This window comes from Mesohalobacter halotolerans, assembly GCF_006120725.1.
Classification (GTDB): domain Bacteria; phylum Bacteroidota; class Bacteroidia; order Flavobacteriales; family Flavobacteriaceae; genus Psychroflexus; species Psychroflexus halotolerans.
In genome coordinates this window covers 434462-453395 of sequence record NZ_SWMU01000001.1, presented here as the reverse complement: position 1 = coordinate 453395, position 18934 = coordinate 434462, and the positions used below count along the sequence as shown (strand labels likewise).

13 protein-coding genes, 1 tRNA gene and 1 riboswitch are annotated in these 18934 nt (G+C 35.9%); of the genes, 9 read left to right on the top strand and 5 right to left on the bottom strand.

What is annotated here, in order from left to right:
• The first annotated feature begins 219 nt into the window (after positions 1-219).
• Genes FCN74_RS02115 through FCN74_RS02105 form a run of 3 tightly spaced genes read left to right on the top strand, consistent with a single transcriptional unit; the run spans position 220 to position 8303 of the window.
• Positions 220-6189, top strand: a complete 5970-nt coding sequence (locus tag FCN74_RS02115; protein WP_138930940.1) for a carboxypeptidase-like regulatory domain-containing protein — start codon at positions 220-222, stop codon at positions 6187-6189.
• A gap of 3 nt (positions 6190-6192) precedes the next feature.
• On the top strand, positions 6193-7383 hold the full coding sequence (locus FCN74_RS02110) for a glycoside hydrolase 100 family protein (RefSeq protein WP_138930939.1): 1191 nt from the start codon (positions 6193-6195) through the stop codon (positions 7381-7383).
• Positions 7359-8303, top strand: coding sequence for a carbohydrate kinase family protein (locus FCN74_RS02105; RefSeq protein ID WP_138930938.1), 945 nt, complete (start codon positions 7359-7361; stop codon positions 8301-8303). Before FCN74_RS02110 ends, FCN74_RS02105 begins: the two co-directional genes overlap by 25 nt.
• A gap of 48 nt (positions 8304-8351) precedes the next feature.
• Here the strand turns inward: FCN74_RS02105 and FCN74_RS02100 are convergent, their stop codons facing one another.
• Positions 8352-8948, bottom strand: a complete 597-nt coding sequence (locus FCN74_RS02100) for a hypothetical protein (RefSeq protein WP_138930937.1) — start codon at positions 8946-8948, stop codon at positions 8352-8354.
• 379 nt (positions 8949-9327) lie between these two features.
• Positions 9328-9462, top strand: a riboswitch (SAM riboswitch).
• Between the two features lie 205 nt (positions 9463-9667).
• On the opposite strand from FCN74_RS02100, the gene FCN74_RS02095 reads away from it, so the two are divergent.
• From FCN74_RS02095 to FCN74_RS02085, 3 genes are read left to right on the top strand one after another with little or no spacing between them, the layout of a single operon-like run.
• Positions 9668-10981, top strand: a complete 1314-nt coding sequence (locus FCN74_RS02095; protein WP_138930936.1) for an O-acetylhomoserine aminocarboxypropyltransferase/cysteine synthase family protein — start codon at positions 9668-9670, stop codon at positions 10979-10981.
• Between the two features lie 10 nt (positions 10982-10991).
• The gene (locus FCN74_RS02090) at positions 10992-12020 is read left to right on the top strand and encodes a homoserine O-acetyltransferase family protein (RefSeq protein WP_138930935.1); all 1029 of its coding nucleotides are present in this window, start codon (positions 10992-10994) and stop codon (positions 12018-12020) included.
• Between the two features lies 1 nt (position 12021).
• Positions 12022-13251 (top strand): homoserine dehydrogenase, encoded by a 1230-nt coding sequence (locus tag FCN74_RS02085; RefSeq protein WP_138930934.1) that lies wholly within the window; start codon positions 12022-12024, stop codon positions 13249-13251.
• Between the two features lie 27 nt (positions 13252-13278).
• Here FCN74_RS02085 and FCN74_RS02080 read toward each other — a convergent pair whose 3' ends face one another.
• The 3 genes from FCN74_RS02080 to FCN74_RS02070 form a co-directional block, all read right to left on the bottom strand.
• Positions 13279-13653, bottom strand: a complete 375-nt coding sequence (locus FCN74_RS02080) for a hypothetical protein (RefSeq protein WP_138930933.1) — start codon at positions 13651-13653, stop codon at positions 13279-13281.
• A 181-nt stretch (positions 13654-13834) separates the two neighbouring features.
• Positions 13835-13916 (bottom strand) — tRNA-Leu (locus FCN74_RS02075).
• Positions 13917-13987: 71 nt separating this feature from the next.
• Positions 13988-14425, bottom strand: coding sequence for a hypothetical protein (locus FCN74_RS02070; RefSeq protein ID WP_138930932.1), 438 nt, complete (start codon positions 14423-14425; stop codon positions 13988-13990).
• Positions 14426-14526: 101 nt separating this feature from the next.
• Here FCN74_RS02070 and greA point away from each other — a divergent pair, with 101 nt between their 5' ends.
• The 3 genes from greA to FCN74_RS02055 all read left to right on the top strand — a co-directional run bounded on the left by greA (position 14527) and on the right by FCN74_RS02055 (position 18382).
• Positions 14527-15003, top strand: coding sequence for a transcription elongation factor GreA (greA, locus tag FCN74_RS02065; RefSeq protein ID WP_138930931.1), 477 nt, complete (start codon positions 14527-14529; stop codon positions 15001-15003).
• Between the two features lie 181 nt (positions 15004-15184).
• Complete coding sequence (gene dnaG / locus FCN74_RS02060) at positions 15185-17152, top strand: DNA primase (RefSeq protein WP_138930930.1); 1968 nt, start codon at positions 15185-15187, stop codon at positions 17150-17152.
• A gap of 12 nt (positions 17153-17164) precedes the next feature.
• Positions 17165-18382 (top strand): MFS transporter, encoded by a 1218-nt coding sequence (locus tag FCN74_RS02055; protein WP_138930929.1) that lies wholly within the window; start codon positions 17165-17167, stop codon positions 18380-18382.
• Here the strand turns inward: FCN74_RS02055 and FCN74_RS02050 are convergent.
• Positions 18379-18915: a 3-hydroxyanthranilate 3,4-dioxygenase gene (locus FCN74_RS02050; protein WP_138930928.1), complete on the bottom strand. Its 537-nt coding sequence runs from the start codon at positions 18913-18915 to the stop codon at positions 18379-18381. The genes FCN74_RS02055 and FCN74_RS02050 overlap by 4 nt on opposite strands.
• Positions 18916-18934: the final 19 nt, after the last annotated feature.

The window sequence follows — 18934 nt, the reverse complement described above, 5'->3', positions numbered from 1 at the left end:
GCTTCTTTTTGGAAAATATTGCTTTGTTTGGTTTTGAAAGTAAAATTGGTTTGTATAATAAAACAGAATTATATAAAGAATTTCAGTATCAAAGTTATTATAATTATGGCTTTATCGTTTTTAAAAAAAAGTGTCTGCCAACCTTTTCACCAGAAAAAGTATCTTAAGGATAGAGACCATTTTCGAAATTGATTTATATTTGACTATCAAGCTTTAGTTATGCCAAACCTCAAGACTGCTTCAAATGCTTTTTTTTTCGTTTTTACGTTACTGATTGCTTATCAGTCTCCTTCTCAAAATCTTTTGGAAAGCAAAGCTTTTGGACGATATGCTTACATCTATAAAATTTCAGACCAACAAGCAAAATCCTTTTTTAGAAACCAAAATCCCAGATATAAACCCGAATATTTCAACCAACTCATCGATTCTTTCGAGTTTGATAAAACTTACCATAAGCCCTTAAAACCCGGCTATTACCTCAAAGTAAGAATCAATGGAAATAAGACAGAAACGGCTCTCACTGCTGTTCAAGATTTTAACGTGTTTATTTTAAACAATGATACCGATTTGAATTTACGAGTATTAGATTTAAACGGGAACGCTATTGAAAACGCTGAGTTAAAATTGGATAAACGTCGTGTAAAGTTTGATAAATCAACCCAAACCTATCGAATCAAAAAGAGTTATAAAGACGGTTTATTGAGCTTAAATCATGCTGGACAAACCTTTTATTATGACCTTGTAAAATCTGACAGCCAAAGTTTTTTTAAAAGAAAACTCAATGCAACACTATACCAAACCCCGGTAAAATATGTGTGGAAACCCGTAAAATTTATAATAGACCTACCAGCAGATGCTTACAAATCTATTAAAAACCATTACGCACGAGGCAATATATATAAACTCAAAAGATTTTTTGTTAAATTATATGAAAGCACAGCTTGTCTGTTTGACCAGGATTATTGTAAAACTCGTAAAACTTTTCATTACGCGGTAACTGATAAACCAAAATATAGACCTGGAGATAGTTTGAGGTTCAAAGCTTATGTCTTGAATAAAAGCTATAAACCAATCGATGAAGCATTACAAGTCTATTTATACCAAAACCGAAAATATATCATAATAGACGAGATTAAACCTTATGCCAAAGGAGGTTATACATTTGCCATGACACTAGAAGATTCTCTGGATTTAAAATTAGATAATCCTTATAGAATAGGCCTGAAAGACAAAAAATCCAATACAGTTGCAGAAACGCGATTTTATTATGAAGACTATACGCTTAAAGGCAATAAAGTTGAGATTTCTGCCAAAACGGAAACCCAATACAAAGGAGATTCATTGGATATTTATATCAATGCCACCGATGAAAATGATTTAAAACTGATGGATGCACGCGTAGACTTGGCCCTTATCGCTCAAGATAATGTCAGAAGCTTTGAAGACCGTCTTTTTATTCCTGATACCTTATGGCGATTTAGAACTAAACTCAAACCACGTTCAAAAACCAAAATCAGTATTCCACCTGATATTTATCCAAAAGCCAATATAGATTTTTACCTAGAGGCAAAAATCAAAACTTCTGATAATGAAATGGTTTCTAACTCCAAACCTTTTTCTTTTGTTTATCAAAACAAAACCTTACAAACCGACGTGCAAACAGATAGCATACATTTTGATTATACTGAAAATGGTGAAATCAAAAGTAAAGCAGCCAAACTCTACATCAAAGACCGGTTTGGTAACATAGATAGCCTGACTTCATTAGAATTACCTTGTAAAATTGACATCAATCCTTATTATTCAGAATACTATATTGAAACGGATAGTCTTTCTAAAGCCATCAAACTTTTCGACTATTCGGATGAAATCAATTTAAGCACTAAACGCACACAAGATTCTATTTATATCAAGCTGAATAATCCAAGAGGTTTAGAAATCATATATTACATATATAAGGTAAACAAAGAAATTAAGAGGGGGCACAAAAAACAACTGGATTATAAATTTCAAGCTAAAAACAAGCAAAATTATTATGTGAGTTTAACTTATATATGGGCAGGAAAAGAAGTTAAAAAATCTTATGGTATTTCATTGGATGAGCAATTATTAAATATTAGTGTTGAAGAACCGCAATTGATTTATCCCGGAAAAACAGACACTATAAAAGTTAGAATTACCAATTACAAAAACCAACCGGTGGAAAATGCAGACGTGACGGCTTTTGGTTTATCTAAAAAATTCAATTATAATTTTCCTCGCCTTCCAAGGTTATTTAAAAAACGTAAAACCAGAAAAGCTATCAACAACTTTGAATTTCATACAGATGTTTTTGATCGTCAAGTGCAACCCTTGGATTATCATAATTGGAAAACCAAAGCGCATTTGGATAGCATCATTTACTACGACTTTATGTATCCTCAGGAATTTTTCAAAACGGATGTTGAAGCCAATGATAGCATCACCCAGTTTGCACCGTTTGTCATGAAAGAAGGTAAACAAGAAGCCGTTCATGTCATTTACGTAAACAACAACCCGGTTTATTTTTCATGGAATTCACATCAACAAAGTTATAGTTTTCCTATTGATAGCGGTTATCATAATATTAAACTTCGAACCACAAATAAAATTTATAAACTTGATAGTTTATATTTTAAGCCAAATCGTAAAACCATTTTTAGTCTGGATGAAAAGGGATTGCATCCTCAAATTCAGGTTGAAGAAACCACACCTACTTGGACAACTTTAGAAAAAAAACAACTCTATCCTCGTATATTGCTTTATGATAAACATCGGGGTAATTTTCAAGCTTACATCAAATCTCGAAATCAATATTTCCTGCTAGGTGTGGGAGAAAGAAGATATAGAGGAAATTATTATAAACAATTTACAGGACCGGTTTATGATAGGTTTTTATTTAAAACTTTAGACAGTTTGAGTTATAATATTCATCATGAGCCGGGCTTCAATTATCGATTTAATGAAAAATTTTTAAAATTAAAGTCTTATCCTATAGAAATTCTACCCACAGAATTTTCGTCTTATATATCCAATCATGAAGTAAGTGAAGATGTGATCACCTTAAACTATATCCATAATGTCTGGCGACTACAAAACGCTAAAAACAGAAAGCAAAAAAGCTATAAAAGATATCCTTACAGAACCACAGCAGGTTATGCAGAATTGCGTTTGATAGATAAAAACCCAAATCCAGAAAAATTTGTGCTCAACACTATTGTAGTAAATACCCAAAACGACAGCTTAAGATTATATCCGGGTTTACAACAAAATATACATCAATTAAGACCGGGTAAACATCGTGCAATTTTATTGTTTGATGATTTTAGTTATCAAGTTTTAGACAATATTCAACTCAAGCCTAACGGTCTAAATGTTGTAAAATTTGATGAACCGGAATTGTATCCTAAAGATTTTTTCAGTTCAGCTTTGAATGAGATTATAGAGGAATACAGCTTAAAAAGTGTTTCAAAAAAATTAGTCAAAGAACATTTTGAGCGTTTAAAAACAACTTATAAGAAAAACGAACAATATTTTGGACCCGGAAAATTTGTGAGTGGTGTTGTCAAAGATGAGGATGGGTTGCCTATTCCAGGAGTAAATGTGATTGTAAAAGGCACGAGCATAGGCACACAAACCGATTTTGATGGAAATTATACCTTAAAACTCCCAAATACCAAAAGTCACTTGATTTTTTCTTATGTTGGTTTTAAAACTCTTGAAAAACCAGCTTATAAATTTAACGATATTACATTAAAACCTGAATTCAATCACCTTGATGAGGTTGTGGTAACTTCATATGCTTCGGCTACCATAAATACCACTTCTAGACCAATAGAAACCATGAATAGTTTCGAATCCATAGAATATTATGACAGTAATAAGATTTTAAATTTTTTATCAAAAGATATTCATACGGTTTTAAATGGTAAAGTTGCAGGTATAAGGATTTCAAATACTAATGGTCAACCCGGAAGCTCGGCTACCGTTATTATTAGAGGTCGAACATCGGTTATGTCAAATGAAGAACCTCTATACGTTATAGACGGTATGCCCATAAGTGAGGGTGAATTCAGAGAATTATCTTCAGATAACATCGCATCTTTACGCGTTTTAAAAGATGTAGCAGCAACTTCTGTTTACGGCAATCGCGGTGCTAATGGCGTGGTTGTGATAACTACAGTGAGTGGTTCTGATGATGCTCTACAAAAAGATCCGGCATTTACAGAAGAGTTTTATGCAGAAAATCAAGCTGCTTCAAGCATTAGAAACAATTTTTCCGACGTAGCCTATTGGCAACCTACTTTGCGCACAGATAATAATGGTGAAGCCGCTTTTGAAATCACCTATCCGGATGATATCACTAATTGGCAAAATATAGTTATCGCTATGAATGCCAAACGTCAAAAAGGGAAGTATCAATCTTTTACCAAATCCTACAAACCTTTATCTGCCAGATTGTTTACGCCAAAATTTTTAATAGAAGGCGACAATGCTCACCTCATAGGAAAAGCCCTGAATTACACTGCAGACACCTTAGCTATAGAAACCGCTTTAGAGGTTGATGACAGAAGAGTTTTTGCCAAAAACCACGAAAGCATCAATGCCACAATTGACACCCTAAAAATAAAAGCTAAAAAAGACAATCTGCAATTAACTTTTAAGCTCAATCAAAAACATTCGGAGTATTTCGATGGTGAAAAACGAGATATTCCGGTATTAAAAAAAGGTGTAGAGCTGCAAAAAGGTATATTTAAAATCTTAGAACCCGGTGATACTCTCAAGCATCATTTTGATAAAGATTTGGGCCAAGTTGAGTTCTATGCAGAATCTAATCTTTTAGAATTACTGCAAAAAGACATTCAAGATGTGGTGAATTATACTTATGAGTGCAATGAACAACTGGCCTCAAAGCTGCATATGTTATTGGCTAAAAAGGAAATTTATGCTCATCTCAATAAAGACTTCGATGAGGATAAAACCATCAAGAAAATTATCAAAAAACTCGATAAAAACAAACAAGACAATGGCCTTTGGGGCTGGTGGAAATCTTCTGAATTTACAAGTTTTTGGATCAGTCAACATGTTATTAAAGCTATGCTTAAAGCCGAAAACATGGGGTATAAAACCAAATTTAATATAGAAAAAACTGTAATTTATTTTAAAAATCAATATTATAAATCAGATAAATCTTCACAAAAAGCAGATATCATATTGAGTTTGAGTTTACTTGGCGAAAGTGTTTATCCAAATGTTGTGAGAAGTATAAAAGAAGAAATTCAAGACTCCAAAACCGATTTTCATAACAAACTCAAATTAAGTCTAGCGCTTCTCAATTTGGATATTATTCCTGATATTGAATTTCTAAACAATTATCAAAAAGAAGATATTTTTGATAATGTTTATTTTGAAGCCAAAGAAAAATATAAGTCAATTCTGGTTTATCAAAATTCGATTCAAAATACTTTGATGGCTTACAAGCTTATTAAGTCAGTAAAATCAACAGATAAAAGATTGCCAAAGATAAGACGCTATCTAGTCAGCTCCAGACAACAAAATGTACTCATCAATACTTATGAAATTACCAATGTGCTTGAAGAAATTTTACCGGATATTCTTCCTAAGACATCTGCTTCGAAAGCTAAAGCAACTTTAAATCTAAATGCGATAACTCAGACTGATTTTCCATTACAAACCCAGCTTGAAACCGGAGACTTAAGTTTGACCAATACCGGCAATTTGCCCATTTATATCAGTGCGTATCAAAGTTATTGGGAAAGTGATCCTTCAAACTTTAAAGATGATTTTGAAATAAAAACCCGCTTTAAAAACCAGAGCTATTCGATGGTTAAAAATGGCGATGAGGTCATATTAAAAGTTGATATCAAAGTAGATAAAGAGGCAAAGTATGTCTTGCTTAACGTTCCCATTCCCGGGGGATTTGATTATACATCAAAACCTGTTCAATATGGCTTAGAAGATCATCGAGAATATTATGAACACCAAACCACTATCTTTTGCTCAGTATTAAAAGCTGGAGAATACAGTTTTGAAATACCTTTAATCGCTAAATATTCCGGACGATATAGTCTCAATCCTGCAAAAATATCACTGATGTATTTCCCGACTTTTTATGCCCACGAAGGTTTGAAAATCATAAATGTCAAATAACTTATGGACTATATACAAAAACAGGCCTACCAAAACGCCAAAAACCTAATCCAAAAAGCCCAAACCTCAAATGGTTTTTTGGCCGGAATTGATGATGTAGCCAACTATAAGCGAATCTGGACTCGCGATGGCGTAATTTGTGGGTTGGCTGCACTACTCGATGGTGATGAGGGTTTGGTCAACACCATGAAAGCGACCCTAGAAACCTTAGCCAAACACCAACATGAGATGGGTAATATTCCATCTAATGTAGATTGTGAAACCGGTGAAGTGAGTTTTGGTGGATTAGCCGGTCGCGTAGATACATTGGCCTGGTTTGTAATTGGAATTTGTCAATATGCGCATCTCAGTAACGACATCACTTTTTTTAAACAACATAAATCTGCGATTTATAAATGCCTGAAACTTATGCAGGCCTGGGAATTCAATCATGGCGACTTGATGTACGTGCCACGAAGTGGCAATTGGGCTGACGAGTATCCGACACAAGGTTTTATTCTCTACGACCAGCTTTTAAGAGTTTGGGCGATACGTTGTGTTTTGCATTTTGAAGATGATCAGGCATTGAAAGATAAACACGATACAATCCTGAACAAAATCAACATCAACTATAAAAAGCGACAAACTTCAGAAAAAGTATATCACCCTAAGGCCTATAAGCAATTAGAGCAACTTGATTACTGGGTCGCCACTCTTGAGCCGGGGGGTTATCAAACTCAGTTCGATGCTTTCGCCAACAGCCTCATCTTAATGCTGGATATTGGAGACAACAATGACCACAAACTGTTGCTGGAGTATTGCAATGCCCTAAAAAATAAGTTAGCATTGAAATCACTACCTGCATTTTGGCCGGTAATTCAAGAGAGCGATAAAGACTGGGATTTGTTGACCAATAATTGCAAGTATGCATTTAGAAATTACCCTTACCAGTTTCATAATGGCGGAACCTGGCCTATGGTGAATGGGTTTTACGGTATTGGACTTTGCCAACAAAATCAAAACGAAGAAGCAAACAAAGTTTTAGAGCAAATCAGTACGCTAAACGCCAAAGCCAATTGGGGCTTTTATGAAAACTTCGATTCTAAAACTAAAGAACCAAACGGCGTAAAATATTGTACTTGGAGTGCGGCTGCCACGATAATGTTAACGCAATTTTTAAACGGAAAACAATGGATTGGACTGAAAAACCTTTAGATGTCATCAGTACGGGCGAAATTTTAATCGATATGATCGGGCAACAGTCGGATTCTCCTTTATCTGAAACTCTGGATTTTCAACGGTTTCTGGGTGGCTCACCAGCCAACGTGGCTTTCAATCTTAATGATTTGAACTTAAACGTCAGATTTGTGGGTAGTATTGGAAAAGATGGTTTAGGTGAATTTGTGCTTAAAAAATTTCAGTCTAAAAACTTTTCAATTGATGGATTAAAACAGATTGATGATGCACCAACATCTATCATCGTGGTCTCTAAGACTGCAGAGACTCCGGAATTTATTACATATCGTGGTGCTGATTTTCAAATCCACGTCAACCAGTTTACCGAAGATACACTCAAAAAGGCCAAAGTATTTCATACCACCTGTTTTGCTTTGTCTAAAAAACCGGCACAAAACAGTATTTTAAACGCGGCCAAAAAAGCCAAACAATTCGGTACTGAAATCAGTATAGACCTGAATTACGCGACTAAGATCTGGCCTGATAAAGCTGAAGCCCAAGCTGTCATTGGTGAATTTCTTCAGTTGAATCCACTGCTAAAAATCAGTGAAGATGATGTGCAGCGTCTTTTAGGTAAAAAGTTAAGTCATGATGAGATTTTTAATTATTTTCAAAACAAATTTCAGCTCAATAAGATTTATTTGACCTTGGGCAGTCAAGGCGTAAAATACTTAAATGAACAAAATAAAATCGTTCATCTTCCGGCCCAACCCATCGATGAGGTCAAAGACGCCACTGGAGCAGGTGATGCGTTTTGGTCCGGATTTTTATATGGTTTTACACAAAATTTGAATCAAGAACAATGTTTAAAAATGGGATTGAAATTGGCAGCTATTAAATTGCAACATGTTGGAGGTTTGCCCGAAGATTTGGAAGCGTTTTATGATAAAACTCATTGATTTTCGTATGTAAAAAAATAACTTGCTCCATAACGAGCTTAATGCATTTTATGTATTATCTACACCACAATTTTCATTATAAAACCGGACGATATCATAGATATGTCTTTTCTTGAAATCTCTATTTTCAATTTTTTCCACAAGTTCAGGACAATCTTTAAAAAATTTAGGGCCTACCGTTTTTAGACTTTGATCAGAAAAATAATCAGAAGACAATAGAATAACTTCGTCGTTATGTTCCCGTTTCACATAATGAACAACTATTGTTTGCTGGGTCATACCCATACCTGGTCCCATAGGATTAGAATTAAAAGAAGATGTTGAAATATATAAACTTACCGGGCCTACTATTTCCTCTTCCACCAAGACATATTTATCCTGATTTGCAACTTTAAAAAATTTAAATTTGGTTTCGTCATTAAGGTTATTTCTTTTTTCCACATAATCAATTTCAGAATAGAGAATTTTCTTTGGCTCTTCAGAAGAACTGTCTTTAACCAACAAATATTGATTGTCTTGTTTCATAAGAAAAGGCTTTTTTGTACCGTCTTTAGTTTTTACGTAACCGGATTGGTAAGAGACCCCACATGAGTTTAGAATTAAAATACCAAACATCAAAACCAAAGACTTCAGAATGCTATTCATTTCGAATTTTTTTGAGCAAAATTAATTTTTTAAGACGTTTTATTAGGGTTTAGTTTCAGAAAATATCCTATTAACCGCCACTATTCATGGATTTTAATAATTTTCTTGTTTTGGCAGTTAACCCCGATTTAGAAAAACTCAAATTTGAGGTACGAAAATTCTAGTTTTTCTTAGTCGCAAGAAGACGCGAATTCTATTATAATGAATTTTAAGGGTTAAATTTCTAATAGCCCTCATTAATCATTTTAAAAGATAAATGGTAAAAAATTTTGGGATGATCATTTATGGAGTATTAATTATAGGATTTTAACAAAAGTTTATTTGGAATTCCCCTTTTATTGTTGTTATGTTTATAATTCTAATTTGTGAGAAATTGCAAATTTTATAAAGAATGAGGTGAGAGACTGGCTCAATGACCCTCTGGCAACCCACTATAAGTCCCGAAGCTTCGGGATTGGAAAATCGGTGCCAATTCCAGATCTAAAAACGATAGTGTTTTTAGAGAATATGAAACACTTTATGCGATGGACAATCTATTCAACTACACAGCAAGATTCAGTTTAATCCCTGATTTTATTTTAGCATTTACAGCATTAATACGATGGTGTTGTATGCGAATGTGTTGCTAATATCTATCAAGCAACATTCCTTTTTGACTTGAACAGAGTTTAGTCTGTTTCAACAATCCATTTATTTATTTTAATCAAGATTCATTTACCATGTCACAAGAAAATTTACATTTTGAAACCCTCCAGCTTCATGCCGGACAAGAAGTCGATTCTACAACAGGATCTCGTGCTTTACCGATTTACCAAACTACCTCATACGTATTTAAGGACTCTCAACACGCTGCCGATTTGTTTGGCTTAAAAGAATTTGGAAACATTTATACCCGTATCATGAACCCCACGACAAATGCGTTTGAAAAGCGCATTGCTGCACTTGAAGGCGGTGTCGCCGCATTGGCTGTCGGTTCAGGTCAAGCCGCTCAGTTTGTCGCTTTGACTAATATTTTAGAAACTGGTGATCATTTTGTCACCTCACCACATTTATATGGCGGTTCTTTTAATCAATTTAAAGTCACTTTAAAACGCCTCGGGATTCATGCTAAATTTGCTAAAGGTATCCAAGTTGAAGATTTTGAAGCCCAAATTGAAGACAACACCAAGGCCATTTATTTGGAAACCATTGGCAATCCCGGTTTAAGTGTAGCCGATTTTGATGCCATTTCAGCTTTAGCAAAAAAACACAATATTCCTTTAATTGTCGATAATACTTTCGGTGCCGGCGGTGCAGTATTTCAACCTATCAAACACGGTGCTGATATCGTTGTAGAATCGGCAACCAAATGGATTGGAGGTCATGGCACCAGTATTGGTGGTGTGATTGTGGACGCCGGAAAATACGACTATGGCAACGGAAAATTTCCCCAATTTTCTGAACCTTCAGAAGGCTACCAGGGCTTGGTCTTTTCTGATGTTTTTGGAAAGGATAGCGATTTTGGCAATATTGCATTTATCATCAGAGCAAGAGTTGAAGGCCTAAGAGATTATGGGCCGGCGCTTTCGCCGTTTAACGCCTTTCAACTTACACAAGGCTTAGAAACTTTGTCCCTTCGCTTAGAACGTACGACAGATAACGCTCTAAAACTTGCTCATTGGCTCGATGAACTTGATGAGGTAGAATGGGTTAATTATCCGGGTTTGTCGACTTCGCCTTATTATGAGAATGCCAAAAAATATTTTAAAAAAGGTTTTGGTGGTGTGTTGAGTTTTAAACTTAAAGCCGGCAAAGAATTTGCTGATAAATTTGTCAACAACTTAAAATTGATTTCACACTTAGCTAATGTTGGTGATGCCAAAACACTTATCATTCACCCGTCCTCTACAACACATGAACAACTCAGTCAGGAAGACCAAATACAAGCTGGTGTAGAGCCCGGTATTTTAAGAGTTTCGGTAGGGATTGAGCATATTGAAGATTTGAAAACAGACATCCAATATGCATTAACTTCAGTTAAAGTCTTAGCTTAAACTAAAAGCGATGTCATTTAAAGATATAATTTGTAGAAATTTTCAATTATCCTCTGGAGTAAGGCTTCCAGGGGTAAAATTGGCGTATCGGACTTATGGCAAACTCAATGCAGAAAAATCCAATGTAATTTGGGTTTGCCATGCGCTTACGGCCAATGCTGATGTGCATATATGGTGGCCGGAGATGTTTGGCCCTGGACGAGTCCTAAATCCTGACAAGTATTTCATTGTATGTCCAAATTTTTTAGGGTCTTGTTATGGTTCAACTGGCGCAAGTTCACCTGAAGTTCCAGATGAGTTTCAACGTAAAAATTTTCCTTTGGTGAATATTTCAGATATGGTTAAAGCCCATCGCTTGATAGCATCACATTTAGGCATTGATAAGATTAAAATGCTGATTGGTCCCTCACTTGGCGGACAACAAGCTTTACATTGGGCTGTGCATTTTCCAAACCAAATTGAAAAACTTTGCCTGCTGGCTACCAATGCTGTTCATTCATCCTGGGGCAAAGCGTTTAATGAATCTCAAAGAATGGCGATAGAAGCTGACCACAGCTTTAGAGAAAATCATCTAGATGGTGGTAAACTTGGGATGAAAGCCGCCAGGTCTATAGCGTTGTTAAGTTATAGAACTTCTAAAATTTATAACCATACCCAAATTGATGACCCTGATAAACAATATGATTTTACAGCTGCAAAATACCAAAATTATCAGGGCGAAAAATTGGTTAAAAGATTTTGTCCTTATGCTTATTATGCCATTACCAAAAGTATGGATAGCCATCACATAGGTAGAGGATTTAAAAATGTGGAACAAGCATTAAATCAGGTGAAAGCGGAAACGCTTTGTATCGGTATAGCATCTGATATTTTATTTACACCAAAAGAACAACAGTTTATGGCTCAACATATCAAAAAAGCTAACTATGTAGAAATAGAATCTATTTATGGTCATGATGGTTTTTTGGTAGAAGGTAAAACCATAAACAATACCGTATTACCTTGGTTTACAACAAAAAAATTATCAAAAATTGCATAATATGAAAAAGAAAATAAATATTGGACTTTTTGGCTATGGCTGTGTCGGTCAAGGCTTTTATAAAGTCCTTCAGCAAAGTCCAAATACCAATGCTGTGATTACAAAAATAGTGGTTAAAGATAAGTCCAAGTCAAGAGATTTACCGGTTCAACAATTTTATTATCAGCCTTCTGATATTCTTTTGGATAATAACATCGATACTGTAGTCGAACTTATAGATGATGCCAATGCTGCGTATGATATTGTAAAATCGGCATTAAAACTCGGTAAGAACGTTGTCTCAGCCAACAAAAAACTCATCGCTGAACATCTGGATGAATTAATAGAATTGGCTAATACGCAACAAGTCACATTTTTGTATGAAGCTTCCGTTTGTGCTAGTATTCCTATCATTAGAAATATTGAAGATTATTTTAAGAGTGATCATATTCAAGGGTTTCAAGGGATATGCAACGGCACAACCAACTATATCTTGAGTAGAACTGCACAGGGTTTGACTTACGACAAAGCCTTATCAGAAGCGCAAGAATTAGGCTTTGCTGAATCTGATCCGACTTTGGATGTGGATGGGTTTGATGCGAAGTACAAACTTGCTATACTGCTGAAACATGTTTTTGGGGTCAGTGCTAAACCGGAGGATATTTTTAATTGTGGCATCAGGCACATTAAACCGGCACACGTCAATTTTGCTGATAACTATGAGGGTAAACTTAAACTGTATTCATATGCTAAGCAGGTTGAGGATAAAGTCATTGGTTTTGTGGCACCATTTGTAGTCCCACTTTCCCATCCCAACTATAACGTGGAAAATGAATTTAATGCGGTAAATATAAATGCGAAATTTGCACACGAACAATTGTTTCAAGGCCGTGGAGCAGGCAGTGTACCGACAGCTTCTGCTGTATTATCTGATGTTCAAGCTTTTCAGACTGGATATAAATATGATTATTCTTCAACAAAATATAATGATAATACATTTACAAACGATTTTTATTTAAAAATTGTCTTATCAGCACATGATGAAAGTAGTTTAGACGCTATAAAATTTGAACACACAGCATATAGTGAAGTTGAAGGTAAGCTTGCATTTAAGGTTGGCTGGGTATATTTCAGAAATTTGATTAAAGTTGACTTTAATTCAAGATCAAATATGTTTTTTGCTGTGATTTCAGAAGACTTCAAACTCCGGTTGAGCGAAGTTGAACATGCCGTTGGAGAAGCTTTGGTTTAGATATTTAAAAATGAGGTCATAAAAGCGTTAATTGGATACTGAAAACGGTATCCCTTCTCCCCATTCATAAGGTTGAACGTCGCTGATAAACGTCGTCACCGAATTTGAGGTCAGGTCTTCAAACCTGTACCAAATCACAGTATCGTCATAAACAATTCGCATGACTTCTTCAGTGTCGTCAACCCAATTCCAGAAGCCCTGGTTAGGAAACCCGCTATCACTTCCGCCATTGTATGTTCCATCTGAATTTAATCGGTAGCGAATACTGTCTACACCATTGGAAGCTATCCAAGTTTTATCAAATAAAGTAACCTCAGGTTCAGGGAAATCGGTGTTTGAGTCTTCACAGGAAATTAAACTAAAAACTGTAATTATAAAAATTATAAAAAGTGGTTTTGACATGTGAATAATATTTTGCTACACAAAAGTATCTATAAGTTTTAAAATGGGGTCATGTAAATTTTAAAATTATAATACATCGGCTATAGTTTACTGAAATTTTGGCAAAGACATCATAAACTCCAAAACTCAAGCTCTGTAAAAAAGAAAAAGCCATCTTGAGATAAGATAGCTTTTCAATAAGTGCGGGCGGAGAGACTCGAACTCTCACACCTCGCGGCACTAGATCCTAAGTCTAGCGTGTCTACCAATTCCACCACGCCCGCAAAATAATTTGCAAATATAAATAAAGTCCCTGATTTACAAATTAAAGTCTAATTATTTTTTACAGAATAGTCTAATTGAAAACTCTCACTGTATCACCATTGGCGTTAAGCTGATAATTCAATAAGCCAAATGACAGACCGTCTTCTAAGGGTTGACCCGTCACTAAACTATACGCATTAGGGTTTTGACATGTCGATGCAGCTGTTAAACCATCAATTTGAAGTCGAGTACAGTCGCTGGGAAATTCGTTAGGATCTGAAGCATCCCAAGCTACAAAACCACTACCGGTATTGACTACAATGATTCCATCATTTCCGATGCCTTGACCGGGAACATAAATTGCATTCCCGGCAAAATTGAGTGGGCTGAATTGGGGTAAGCTTAAGTTTAAAACGATTTCAAACTGAACATTCAGTAAGTTTGGATTATTTTGGCGCCTATCATCATCACTACAACTTTGAAGCCCAAGACAAATCACAAAAATTGACAGTATAACTTTAAGATTCATAAAATTCGAGGTTTATTTTTTTAATATTTACAAATTTACTACTTTTGTAAGTTAGATCCCGTCATTACGGGATTTTTGTTTTTCATATAAAGATAACGCTTATGAGTAAGATTTCGTATTACACAGAAGAGGGATTGAAAAAGCTTAAAAAAGAATTAGACCAGCTTAGAGATGTTGAGCGACCTAAGGCTTCTCAAGCCATAGCAGATGCCAGAGATAAAGGTGATTTGAGTGAAAATGCTGAATACGACGCTGCCAAAGAAGCCCAAGGCATGCTTGAAATGCGAATTGCCAAATTAGAAGAAGTTGTGGCCAGTGCACGAGTCGTAGACGAATCTCAGCTTGATACATCTAAAGTGCTTATTCACAGTAATGTTAAAATAAAAAATAAAGCCAATAATCAAACATTAAGTTACAAGCTGGTTGCACAAAGCGAAGCTGATCTGAAATCCGGGAAGATCTCCGTCGATTCTCCTATTGGTAAAGGTTTATTAGGAAAAAAGGCCGGCGATACCGCTAAAGTTTCGGTTCCTAATGGAGAAATGGAATTTGAAATCCTAGAGGTGAGTCGAGGGTAAAGGCAGATATAATCAAGTGTTTTATCAAGACATTTGTTCCTGATAATTTATATTCCTATTTGATAATTTCATAACCCAAAACAAATATTATAATTATAGAAAGGCTCAAGATTTGTTAGAGCAATTGGAATGAAATGAATAAATTTGATACATTCGTAATGCTAAATTTATCCGTTAATCCTTGATCTCCCAATCTTCCATCCAAAATGTATTAGACGCTGCTCGAGTGGAGGAGGTCATCGGTGATTTTATTCAACTCAAAAAATCCGGAAGCAACTATAAAGGGCTTAGTCCCTTTACTGATGAACGTACCCCGAGTTTTATGGTCTCGCCGGTAAAGCAAATCTGGAAAGATTTCTCCAGTGGCAAAGGCGGCAATGCCATTTCCTTTATCATGGAACACGAGCACTTCTCTTATCCTGAAGCCATTAAATATCTGGCCAAAAAATATAACATTGAGATCGAAGAAACCGAGCAAAGCGATGAACAAAAGCAAGCTGCCAGTGAACGCGAAAGTATGTATCTGGTCAATGCATTTGCTCAGGAGTTCTTTATCAACCAGATGATGAAAACCGACGAAGGCCGCTCGGTGGGTTTGAGTTATTTTAAAGAACGGGGTTTTAATCAGGAAAGTATTGAAACCTTTAAATTGGGCTATTCCCCTGAAGCCTGGCAAGCCTTAACCGATAAAGCCGTCAGCAAAGGATACAAACTCGAGTTTTTGGAAAAAACAGGCTTGAGCATTGTTAAAGACGACAAAAAATTTGATCGTTTTCGAGGACGTGTAATTTTTCCTATCCATTCCCTAACCGGACGTGTGCTTGGTTTTGGCGGTCGAATTTTAACCCAAGATAAGAAAGCTGCAAAATACCTGAATTCGCCTGAAAGCGAAATTTATCATAAAAGTAAAGTCCTGTATGGACTCTACCAGGCCAAATCTGAAATTGCTAAAGCCAACAATTGTTTTCTAGTCGAAGGTTACACCGATGTGATTCAATTTCATCAATCGGGCATCAAAAATGTGGTTTCCTCCTCCGGAACAGCCCTGACTGAGCAACAGATCAGACTTATTCAACGCCTTACTCCAAACATTACTGTATTATTTGATGGCGATGAAGCTGGAATTCGCGCATCACTTCGAGGCATTGATATGATTTTGGAGCAAGGCATGCAAGTGAAAGTCTGTACCTTTCCTGAAGGTGAAGATCCGGATAGTTTTGCCAAAGCTCACGATCAGGAAGACATCGAAACCTATTTACAGGAACAATCTAAAGATTTTATCCGTTACAAAGCTCAACTCCTCAATGCTGCTGCCCAAAATGATCCTTCCCAAAAAGCAGAAGTAACAAGAGATATTATCAATAGTATTGCTAAAATTCCGGATCTGATCCAACAGGAACTCTACGTCAAAACCTGCGCAGATATCATGCAAGTGTCTGAAGAAGTCCTGTTTAGCACATTGGCTCAAATCAAGTCTAAACAGGAAAAAGAAGCTAGAAAAAACAGTAACTACAGACCTCAACAAAAAGACATGGAAGTGGTTTCTCAACCATCTGTTTCAGAAAAAAAGGTCAATCAACAGGAAGAGCTGGAGCGCATCATCATTAGTTTATTACTACGATATGGTAATCAAAAAACTGAATTTGTCGATTATTTGCTTAAAGAAAATGAGGAAGGCGAACTCGAACTGGCCTCTGAGAAAAATGAGGAAATTGTATTCCACAAAATTTATATGGAATTGCAAGAAGACGAAATTGAGTTTACAAACTCAAAATTTAAAACCATATATGAGCTGATTTGTAAACACTATTCCAACCAGCAAGCCATAGATCTCAAAATTTTATCTGCACAAACTGATCAAGAGATTAATACAGAAATATCTTCTGCACTCCTCGATAACGAAAATCACAATTTACACCGTTGGGAAGATAAAAATATTTTTATCAGACCTAAAGAAGAAATTGATCCGAAAGAAGTCACCCAAACCATTTTAAATTTACGCCGCTTACTCATTCAAAAGAAAATTGAAGAGTTAAGCCAGAGCATCAAAGACAACACTCAAGAAAGTCATGTTGAAGTTTTAACAGAGACCAAAGAATACAAAAAATTGGAAATGCTCATATCGGATAAAATTGGGCGGGTCATGTAGGTCTGTTTTTCTTTGAATTCACTTGTTGTACTTAACAGGTCTTCAACTATATTTGACCCACGATACTATTCTATGAAAGCACTCGGGCTTATCTTAAGATCTCAATATTTCTTTGCTCCGGCATTAATTTTTTTATCACTCAACTTATGTGTAGGCACCTGGGCGGTGAGTATTCCGCAGATCAAGTCTCAGATTGGATTTTCTGAAGCTGCACTAGGGATTGCCATTTTATGTTTTGGCTTTGGAACCTTTGTGATGATCCTATTTTCACCCAAGCTCATCAAGCATTTTGGCCTCGGGAAGGCTTGTTTAATCGGCATTATTGCGGTTTGTATTGCGTTTCTGGGTCCTTATCTCATCTCGACCTACATCGGTTTATGTTTGGCTCTGTTTCTTCTTGGGCTGAGTACAGGATTCACAGACATTAGCATGAATACCTTAGTCTCTCAAATCGAATCTATCCAGAAAGTAAACATCATGTCGGCTAACCATGGGTTTTTTAGTCTAGGCGGTGTTTTAAGTGGTGGTCTTGGGGCATTGTGTTTATCCTATTTTGGTGAAGTTCCGTTCTGGTTTGTACTTGGTTTAAGTGGGTTGGTTTTAATTTTAAATCTCTATTTTTCTAGATCTTACACAGCCATAAATGTTGAACACAGTGACTCGCCATCGCTAGATTTGGGTTACATCAAACCTTTATTTGTCTTATTGATTATCGGTTTTATTTGCATGGCTGGTGAAGGCGCAGTTGCCGATTGGAGTGCACTGTACCTTGAAGATATATGTCATGCTCAACCCAAATGGTGGGCCGTCGGTTTTTTTTCCTTTTCTATCTTTATGACTCTGGGGCGTTTTTTAGGTGACGGTATCTGCAATAGATATGGCAGTAAAAACGTGTTAACCTTTGGCCTTTTTGCTTCTGTTTTTGGATTTGGTTTGATTTTGTTGAAAAGTACCTTTTGGGCTATTTTTGGGTTTGGTTTGGTCGGTTTAGGACTATCTGTTGTTGTCCCCGAGTTATTTAGATTAGGCGGTCGATACCCCAAATTAGACAAATCGCGCTCCATATCATTGATAGCGGGTTCGGGTTACATCGGGTTTTTAATTGGTCCTGTGCTCTTAGGGTTTATAGCAGACTTTAGTGATCTGTGGTGGTCCTTTATCCTAGTTTTGGTTTTGGTGTTACTTTCTTTTATAATGAGCCTATTTTACAAAACACCTGTCGAAGATTAATCTGCTACAAATCGTTCATCGGTTGGCATAACTGTACCACAATTATTACAGTTTCTCAAATCTTCATTAGCATAAAAATGTTTAAAGTGCTTAAGAAAATCTTTTTCGATATCGTTTAACGGAAAATAAACTTCGTGAAGTTTATGGTTACAATTGTCACAAAACCACATTAAGCCATCGTTAATATCTAAATGCTTACGTTTGCGCTCAACGACCAATCCAATCGAATTTTCATGCCTTACTGGTGAGTGTGGCACTTTTGGTGGGTTAAGATACATATCACCGGGACCGAGTTGCATTGTTCGTTTTTTGCCATTATCTTGTATATGAACTTCAATTTGACCTTCCAGCTGGTAAAATAATTCTTCAGTTTCGTTGTAATGGTAATCTTTACGGGCGTTGGGTCCACCAACGATCATGACAATATAATCTTTGGCATCTTTGTATAGGTTTTTATTGCCTACCGGCGGTTTGAGCAAGTCTCTGTTATCTTCTATCCACTGCTTTAAGTTAAAGGGTTTTGCTATTGACATGATATTGTTTTTTGTATGA

Bases quoted from the DNA above. Each gene is read 5' to 3' on its own strand.
- FCN74_RS02115 (WP_138930940.1), top strand. From the start codon at position 220: ATGCCAAACCTCAAGACTGCTTCAAATGCTTTTTTTTTCGTTTTTACG.
- FCN74_RS02110 (WP_138930939.1), top strand. From the start codon at position 6,193: ATGGACTATATACAAAAACAGGCCTACCAAAACGCCAAAAACCTAATC.
- FCN74_RS02105 (WP_138930938.1), top strand. From the start codon at position 7,359: ATGGATTGGACTGAAAAACCTTTAGATGTCATCAGTACGGGCGAAATT.
- FCN74_RS02100 (WP_138930937.1), bottom strand. From the start codon at position 8,948: ATGAATAGCATTCTGAAGTCTTTGGTTTTGATGTTTGGTATTTTAATT.
- FCN74_RS02095 (WP_138930936.1), top strand. From the start codon at position 9,668: ATGTCACAAGAAAATTTACATTTTGAAACCCTCCAGCTTCATGCCGGA.
- FCN74_RS02090 (WP_138930935.1), top strand. From the start codon at position 10,992: ATGTCATTTAAAGATATAATTTGTAGAAATTTTCAATTATCCTCTGGA.
- FCN74_RS02085 (WP_138930934.1), top strand. From the start codon at position 12,022: ATGAAAAAGAAAATAAATATTGGACTTTTTGGCTATGGCTGTGTCGGT.
- FCN74_RS02080 (WP_138930933.1), bottom strand. From the start codon at position 13,653: ATGTCAAAACCACTTTTTATAATTTTTATAATTACAGTTTTTAGTTTA.
- FCN74_RS02070 (WP_138930932.1), bottom strand. From the start codon at position 14,425: ATGAATCTTAAAGTTATACTGTCAATTTTTGTGATTTGTCTTGGGCTT.
- greA (WP_138930931.1), top strand. From the start codon at position 14,527: ATGAGTAAGATTTCGTATTACACAGAAGAGGGATTGAAAAAGCTTAAA.
- FCN74_RS02050 (WP_138930928.1), bottom strand. From the start codon at position 18,915: ATGTCAATAGCAAAACCCTTTAACTTAAAGCAGTGGATAGAAGATAAC.